Below are 8356 nucleotides of genomic sequence, written 5' to 3'. Positions count from 1 at the left end.
TCAAACGGCTCCTGTCCTCCACCATGCGATAACTCCCGTTTGTACAAATTAGTGAGCTGCGGACGTAATTTCTCCCATTCAATCAAGGCATCAATCTTCATCAGCACACTGTCTCGCTTCAATCGCTGTGCCAGTTCCAGTGTTCCAAAACTCATCTGCATCTTTTGCCCCAACCGTCTTTTAATAGACTCTATTTTAGTTGGTTATTGCACTGACAGGGGAGGTTGTGCAGGAGTCTTTCCAGTGTATATGATGCTCTCTTAGACCTTTGCTGCTTTCATTTCTTCGTCTCCTTAACTTGTATAATGTAACCTTAGTTAAGAAATACGTTTTTACAGGACAAGGTCAGTTCTGACTGCAGCAGATTTTGTAGTTATTTAACTTTACGTCCGTATCCCCGAAGAATTGTTATGGGAACACGGTATAATTGCTGCATCTGCCTTATTGGGCTGTTAAGGGTATCCATGGATACCCTTAATTTTTTTAAACGCTTAGCATAAAATGCTCCTTCTTTAACTGGATAGCTTCTGTAACGAATACTAATGATATGGAAAATAAAGAATATTCAAATAAGCAAATTCCTCCTGTAGCACGTTTTCTTTTTCTCACACGCTGGTTACAGTTGCCTTTATATCTGGGGCTGGTACTGGCACAATGTGTTTATGTGTTTCATTTCTGGGTTGATTTATCTGATTTGATCAGCGCTGTCATGGGTAATCAAACCGCATTACAACATATCCTCGATATCGTTACGATTGAAGGCACAACCAGACCGACCAAATTGACTGAAACAGCCATCATGCTAGTGGTTCTTGGCTTGATCGATGTGGTGATGATCTCCAATCTGCTGATCATGGTGATTATCGGCGGTTACGAAACCTTCGTTTCACGCATGAATCTGCAGGGACATCCCGATCAGCCAGAATGGTTATCGCACGTCAATGCTTCCGTATTGAAAGTCAAGCTGGCGACAGCCATTATCGGAATCTCATCCATACATTTGCTGAAAACCTTTATCAACGCCAGTGCTTACGACGAAAAAACGCTCATCGCACAAACCGGTATTCACATGGCATTCTTATTTTCAGCCATTGCCATTGCTTACTGCGACCGCATTATTACCCAGACCAGCCAACAGTCGGGTGAACACTGATCAATACTCTGTTTGCTTTCAAGCTACAGCCGTTGCATCATTCAAGATATACAGTATCCCCTGCAACGCTGTAGTCACCGACAGGCGCCTGACAGTTTCACGATCGCCTTGAAAGTATTGAATCTCTTGCCGTACCGCACCATCTTTAAGCGCCCAGGCAAGACAAACCATTCCCACGGGCTTTAGTGCAGTACCGCCACCAGGTCCTGCAATACCCGTAATCGATACACCAACTTGCGCATGGCTCCTGTTAAGCGCGCCGATAACCATTTCTTGTGCGGTTTGTGCAGATACGGCACCATGTTGATCCAATGTGGCTTGACGAACACCCAGCATTTCACATTTGGAAACGTTGCTATAGGTGATAAAACCGCGTTCATACCAAACCGAGCTGCCTGCCACATTAGTCACTGCTTGGCCTAGCCGGCCACCTGTACACGATTCGGCCGTCACAAGCTTCAACCCACACTGAGTAAGCCGCGCGCCCACCTTTACTGCCAAATCGAAAGAATTCTGATCGATATCAAAAATTTTGTGACTCCAATATTGCGATAATGTCAGAACGACTAAAATAATACTTTAATCTAGAAACCCCAGTTGAATGAGACGAATGGTGCTAATGTTAAACATCTGTTTGAATGGTCAACTGGGGTTTTGAGGCTATGCCAGTCCTGCGCTAATCTCTAAAAAATACTTTTTTGTAATTATATTTAAATCCGCCTTTACTTTCTGAAAACGGGGATATGCAAGCTGATCATCTCTCAAGAATGCCTTTCATTGATGCATTAAAAGCTGTCTGCTGCTTACTAATAGTCGCGCATCATTTAGCAATTTACGGCCCCATGTCGGATATTGCCTATCCATTGATCCCTACTTTAACCGAATGGCTACGCGAGTATGGAAAATTAGCAGTACAAATGTTTTTTGTCATCGCCGGTTTTCTCGTTGCTGCAAAGTTTGCGCCGCAGGGCCTATCACTGGTGACAACACCAATCAGGCTAATCCAACAGCGTTATCTGAGACTAATCATGCCGTATCTTGCCGCGCTAACATTAGCAATTGGATGTGCCGCGCTGGCCAGAATGTGGATACAGCATGAATCGATTCCTGCCGCACCTAATGTATCTCAACTGTTGACACATATTTTTTTACTGCACAACCTGTTGAACCAAGATGTTCTATCGGCAGGCATCTGGTACGTTGCGATTGATTTTCAGTTATTTGTACTGATGATTCTATTGTTATGGATTTCCAATCAAGTTCATCATCAATACCCAAGTCTGTATATGCTAAGCCTGATTTTAATCATCAGCCTGACAACGGCTTCTTTATTCTTTTTTAATCGAGACTGTTACTGGGATGAAACGGCTTTGTATTTTTTCGGCGCATATGGTCTTGGCATTCTGATTTATTGGTCTTCTGCCAGTAACCATCAGATTCTTTGGCTCACTGTGCTAATCGCATTGATTCTTGCAGCATTAGCCATAGATTTTCGTTCCCGCATAGCCGTAGCAGGCAGTGTTATGGCGATATTAGGATTGTCGCGATATTATGGGATTTTGGGAAGCAATCGTATACCAGGCTATCTGACTTATGTTGGACGCGCTTCCTATTCCATATTTCTGGTGCATTTTCCCATATTGCTGGTCGTCAACGCTGCATTCTTTAAATTTTTACCACACCAGCCAGCCATCCATCTATTCGGCCTGTTTGTGGCGATCGGTGCCAGTATCGTTACCGGTATTCTGCTATTCAATTGGCTGGAAGCTCGCCCGGTAACCAATCACACGCGCATGCTACTACCCACAGGATTTATAGCATGCGGTCTATTGGTCATGTTTGGAAATGGTTAAAAGCCTTAGTTTATTAAGCCAAACTCGGTACGGCATGGCTTCAGCAACGATATATTTATGCCGTTTAAGAGGGTTCATTATTAACCTAACAGGAATATTCAATGAGATATTTTTTTCTGGCGGCATTGATTTCAATCGCTGCAACACCTGTATTGGCCAGTGACCTGGGAATTTCAATCAATATTGGTCAGCCCGGTTTTTATGGTCAGATTAATTTGGGCAATAATTATCCCCGACCGCAATTGATTTATCCCAACCCTGTTCTGGCCATACCGCCCGCTGTCGCTATTCAGCAGCAGCCGATTTACCTCTATGTACCGCCAGGTCACGCCAAGAAATGGAGTAAGCACTGCCATCGCTATCATGCCTGCAACCAACCGGTCTACTTTATCCAGGAGACTTGGTACAACGATGTTTATATGCCGCATTACCGCAGTCAGAGTAATTACTCCGGCGATCGTTATGATTCAAAGGGGTGGCACGATGGCGATGATGGTTCACGCAATCATTCGCAACGATACAGTGAATCGCGTCGGGATTCTCATGAAAATCATCAAGGCAGACGCGATGATCGTGACAACCAAGGACGTGGCAATGACAAGCATCGAGGTAAGCGTGGTCACGGAAATGATGACAGGAAAGAACAGGATCGGGGTAATCGAAAAGATTGATGCAGCATAAATGCCACAATAATCACTCTGTCTAGGTGGTAAAGCGGGCATGTTGGCACAGGCTATACGCCGTCCCGCAACAAGCTTTACTACACATCAGTCGCTCTCAGCAAGCAATGATCATCTCACGATATTGAGCAATTCAATGATTTGTAACTTAGCCACTGTAATTATCGACTCAATTAATTCCGGTGATAAGCTGAGCAGACTCCATGCCTCAAACGCGTGTGCAGGTATCGCTTTTTCGGAGTTTATTTTTTGATTTATACATGGTTGAATAAAGTTGGCAATATTGACAGCTGCACAAAGCGTACTGGCATCATATTTATGTGCTTCATCTTTCATCGGAGCAAATTGAAGTTCTACCATTTTCCAAATATTGAGAGGTAATCTCCATTGCCTCAAAAGCTCAGCACCTAATTGAGCATGTGTAAAACCAAAAACCTTACGCTCTGCATCAATTACCGCATCCACACCTTGATTCGCACAACTTAATATTTTTGCGGATTCTTTCGGGAATTGACTGAAAAGTATCAATCTGCCGACACCATGCAACAATCCAGCGATAAAAAAGCGTTCCCTACTATCAACGCTGGAAGCTAATAAACGGGCAGTAACACCGCAAGTAACGCTGTGATACCAAAAAGTATCCATATTTGCCAGATCAGACGGAATACCTTTAAACGTTGCGGTGACTGACGATGCAATGACCATATTCCGCAATTCTTTATGTCCGATAATGGAAATGGCTCTTAAAACAGTTTCTACCTTCCCTGAAAGACCAAAATATGAGCTGTTCGCAAATCTCAGCAATTTTGCTGTCAATGCAGGATCATTTAAAATTACTCGCTCCAACTCAGTATTGGTTGCCTCTCCTGAATCAATTAATTCATTGATACGAATCACAACATCAGGCAAGGAGAAAATTGAGCGAACATCAGTCACTATCGCACATGGATCCATTTAAGCCTCACACAGTTAAGAAAATAAAATTCAACTCTAACTTTTACTCGCACATCAAAGCTTCTTCTGAAATAGAATAACAATCTTCAGCAAATGAATGAACAACCCGGTTTGTATTCAGAATTGAAACAATCAGTGATGCATAAAATTCAGAAAATTATTTACGGCACCATAATGATCAAATTCAATCTCTCTAGTATTATTTTCATTATTGTCATACCAATATCGGCTGTTATTTCCTGAATTTAAGGAATAAGATACAGCTTAAGAAGAATTACCAGGATAGCGTGGTGGTTAGCACTATCAGGTCGTTGAAAAACGTTTGCGAGCCAGCCGATACCAAAAATGCTGATTCGATCCATATTGCGGACCTCGCTCAATGGCAAATCCGGGTTTAATAATCAGCAGCCTTCCGCGTTGCATGCTTGACATGTGAAGCTCACTAAAATAACTAATAAAGCACCGGGTAGTTTTTGAAGAAATTTTACTTTTACATCTCCCTGATCATCGTTTATTTGTTAAGCCTCTTCTAATTGTGGCAAACTTCGGGGATAAATTTATTACGGGTGTATAAATTCGTGTCTCCATATGAGCTTTTCATCGGTTTGCGCTACACGCGTGCCAAAAAACGCAATCATTTCATCTCATTTATTTCATTAATCTCCTTGATGGGGATTACATTAGGGATGACCGCGTTAATTACTGTCATGTCGGTTATGAACGGTTTTCAGAAAGAAGTGCGTACCCGCATTCTAGGCGTCGCTTCGCATGTTCAGATCGGTAGTCTGCATGGCAATCTGCGCCACTGGCAGCAAACTGCAGAAGAAGCAGCCAAGCATCCGGCCGTGGAAGCTGCTGCGCCTTATGTCAACGCGCAGGGCATGCTGTCGCACAATCAGGTGGTGCAAGGTGTTGTTGTGCGTGGCATTTTACCAACAATGGAAGATAAGGTAGCCGATTTTACAAAAACCATGGTGAGTGGTGAACTGGATCACCTGGTGCCGGGCGAATTCGGTATCGTCATCGGCATGGAATTAGCACGCACCATGGGTACTTTCCTCGGTGACAAGATTGTGTTGATCTCACCGCAAGGACAAGTTACGCCCGCAGGTATATTGCCGCGACTGAAGCAGTTCACTGTGGTAGGCATCTTTGAAGTGGGACATTTTGAATATGACTCTGGCCTAGTACTGATTCATATGTTCGATGCACAAAAGCTATATCGCATGGAAAATGATGATGTATCCGGTGTACGCTTGAAGCTCAAGGATTTATTTCAGGCACCTCAGGTGGTGCAAGAGTTACCCGCACTGTTGACGATCGACAGTTATATCAGTGATTGGACCAAACAGCATGCCAATTATTTTCGTGCCATCCAGATCGAGAAACGCATGCTGTCACTGATTCTGGCATTGATTATCGCGGTTGCGGCATTCAACATTGTGTCCACCTTAGTGATGGCGGTGACTGACAAGCAAGCGGATATTGCGATTCTACGTACGCTGGGTGCCAGTCCGCGCAGTATCATGAAGATATTCATTGTGCAGGGCACATTCATTGGCGTCTTCGGTACGGTTCTCGGCGTCGTGGGTGGTATGCTGTTAGCCTACAATGTCGGTGAAGTGGTTGCCTTTATTGAAAGTTTGTTCAATGTGCAGTTTTTGTCGCGCGAAGTGTATTACATCAGCAAGATACCTACGGATCCACAAATGACGGATATCACAACGGTTGCTGTCACCTCGTTTATTCTGACTTTATTAGCAACGATTTATCCCAGTTATCGGGCATCCAAGGTGAATCCGGCGGAGGCGCTGCGCTATGAATGATGTTGTTATTTCCTGCCGAAATCTGTTCAAGCAATTTTCTCAGGGCGATGTAGCGGTGCCGGTATTAAAGGGTGTAAATTTAACGCTGAACAAAGGTGAAATGGTATCAATCGTCGGCGCATCCGGCTCGGGCAAAAGTACGCTGCTGCATGTACTCGGAGGATTGGATGCACCGACGAGCGGGAGCATTGAGATTCTCGGGCAGGATATCGCGAATATCAATGAAGAAGCACGGTGCCGGTTACGCAATGGTTCTCTGGGATTCATTTACCAATTTCACCATTTGTTACCGGAATTCAGCGCGCTGGAAAATGTCGCCATGCCGCTGCTGATCCGACGTTTGCCGAACCAGGAAGCGTATGACCGTGCGGCTGATATCTTGAAGCAAGTGGGTTTGAGCCACCGCCTGACGCATACCCCCGGTGAATTATCCGGCGGTGAACGCCAACGCGCTGCCGTTGCTCGTGCCTTGGTAACACAACCCGCGTGCATTCTGGCTGATGAACCCACAGGAAATCTTGATCGCCACACCGCTGAGGCGGTATTTGATTTAATGCTGGAGTTGAATCACAAAGTCAACGCCAGCCTGATCATCGTAACGCACGATGCGCGCCTGGCTAATCGCGCGCAACAGGTCAAGCAACTGATTGACGGTGTGTTATGTGATATTACGAATGTACCGTGAATATAAAATCATCAAAATGATATTTGTAGCGCTGATGGAAATTCAACGCATCAAATAAAAATGTTACGACAATCCCAAAAAGGATAACAATGATGAACATTACGACCATACTAGGCAATGAAAGCGACTTTCTACTCGATCATGTCTGCAACACCATACCCAAGAGCAGCTTGCAAGTACCTGGAACTGATTTTGTCGATCGCGTGATGGCCTTGAGCGACCGCAAACCCAGCGTATTACGCAATTTACAGATGCTGTATAACCATGGGCGCTTGGCTGGCACAGGCTATTTATCACTATTGCCTGTCGATCAAGGCGTTGAGCATTCCGCAGGCGCATCGTTTGCGCCCAACCCAATGTTTTTCGATCCGCGACACATTGTTGAGCTCGCGATTGCAGGCGGTTGCAATGGTGTGGCGTCCACACTGGGTGTGCTCGCCATCGTGGCGCGGCGCTATGCACATAAAATCCCGATGATTCTTAAAATTAATCATAATGAATTGCTCACCTATCCCAATAAATTCGACCAAACGCTTTTTGCCAGCGTCAATCAGGCTTTTGATATGGGCGCCTGCGCAGTCGGTGCGACGGTCTTTTTCGGTTCTGAAGAATCGCGTCGACAAATTCTGGAAGTTTCTCAGGCATTCGAACATGCGCATAGTCTGGGTATGGTGACCATATTGTGGGCTTATACACGCAATAACGCATTCAAAACCGCAGAGCAAGATTACCACGTAAGCGCTGATCTGACCGGTCAGGCCAATCACTTGGCAGTCACTATCGGCGCCGATATCGTCAAGCAAAAAATGGCTACCAACAATGGCGGTTATAACGCCATTAAATTCGGCAAAACGCATCCCAAGGTATACAGCGAATTGACCACCGATCATCCGATCGATCTGGTGCGTTATCAGGTCGCTAATTGTTATATGGGACGAATTGGAATGATTAATTCGGGTGGTGAGTCAGGCAGTGATGATCTGCACCAGGCAATCCGGACTGCGGTCATTAACAAGCGCGCAGGCGGCATGGGACTCATTTCTGGACGCAAGGCATTCCAAAAACCATTTGCGGAAGGTGTCAAGCTGCTGAATGCTATCCAGGATGTTTATCTATCTGAAGCCGTAACGATTGCCTAAATAATCCGGGCAACCTGCATCATGAACTCGAATTTATTTTCATCAACAACACACTGATGACTGATC

8 protein-coding genes are annotated in these 8356 nt (G+C 44.9%); 6 read left to right on the top strand and 2 right to left on the bottom strand.

Annotated features, from left to right (window positions below; all coding sequences use genetic code 11):
* The first annotated feature begins 547 nt into the window (after window positions 1-547).
* Entirely contained in the window at window positions 548-1153 is a 606-nt protein-coding gene (locus C8R34_RS05745; RefSeq protein WP_110338703.1) for a YqhA family protein, read from the top strand.
* Window positions 1154-1171: 18 nt separating this feature from the next.
* Here C8R34_RS05745 and C8R34_RS05740 read toward each other — a convergent pair whose 3' ends face one another.
* On the bottom strand, window positions 1172-1675 hold the full coding sequence (locus tag C8R34_RS05740; RefSeq protein WP_258364375.1) for a CinA family protein: 504 nt from the start codon (window positions 1673-1675) through the stop codon (window positions 1172-1174).
* 221 nt (window positions 1676-1896) lie between these two features.
* Between C8R34_RS05740 and C8R34_RS05735 the strand changes: the two genes are divergently transcribed.
* Window positions 1897-3006, top strand: coding sequence for an acyltransferase (locus tag C8R34_RS05735; protein WP_110338699.1), 1110 nt, complete (start codon window positions 1897-1899; stop codon window positions 3004-3006).
* A 101-nt stretch (window positions 3007-3107) separates the two neighbouring features.
* Window positions 3108-3677: a hypothetical protein gene (locus C8R34_RS05730; protein WP_110338697.1), complete on the top strand. Its 570-nt coding sequence runs from the start codon at window positions 3108-3110 to the stop codon at window positions 3675-3677.
* Between the two features lie 120 nt (window positions 3678-3797).
* On the opposite strand, the gene C8R34_RS05725 is transcribed toward C8R34_RS05730, so the two are convergent.
* Window positions 3798-4622 carry an HDOD domain-containing protein gene (locus tag C8R34_RS05725; protein WP_258364374.1) on the bottom strand — a complete coding sequence of 275 codons (825 nt, stop codon included), beginning with the start codon at window positions 4620-4622 and terminating at the stop codon, window positions 3798-3800.
* Between the two features lie 596 nt (window positions 4623-5218).
* On the opposite strand from C8R34_RS05725, the gene C8R34_RS05720 reads away from it, so the two are divergent.
* From C8R34_RS05720 to C8R34_RS05710, 3 genes are all read left to right on the top strand, one after another.
* The gene (locus tag C8R34_RS05720) at window positions 5219-6466 is read left to right on the top strand and encodes a lipoprotein-releasing ABC transporter permease subunit (protein ID WP_110338723.1); all 1248 of its coding nucleotides are present in this window, start codon (window positions 5219-5221) and stop codon (window positions 6464-6466) included.
* Window positions 6459-7151, top strand: a complete 693-nt coding sequence (gene lolD, locus C8R34_RS05715) for a lipoprotein-releasing ABC transporter ATP-binding protein LolD (RefSeq protein WP_110338693.1) — start codon at window positions 6459-6461, stop codon at window positions 7149-7151. The genes C8R34_RS05720 and lolD overlap by 8 nt, the downstream gene beginning before the upstream one ends.
* Window positions 7152-7240: 89 nt before the next feature.
* Window positions 7241-8290, top strand: a complete 1050-nt coding sequence (locus C8R34_RS05710; protein ID WP_110338691.1) for a class I fructose-bisphosphate aldolase — start codon at window positions 7241-7243, stop codon at window positions 8288-8290.
* Window positions 8291-8356: the final 66 nt, after the last annotated feature.

The organism is Nitrosomonas sp. Nm84 (assembly GCF_003201565.1).
In the GTDB taxonomy this organism is placed as follows: Bacteria; Pseudomonadota; Gammaproteobacteria; order Burkholderiales; family Nitrosomonadaceae; genus Nitrosomonas.
This window is presented reverse-complemented; position numbering and strand designations above follow the sequence as displayed.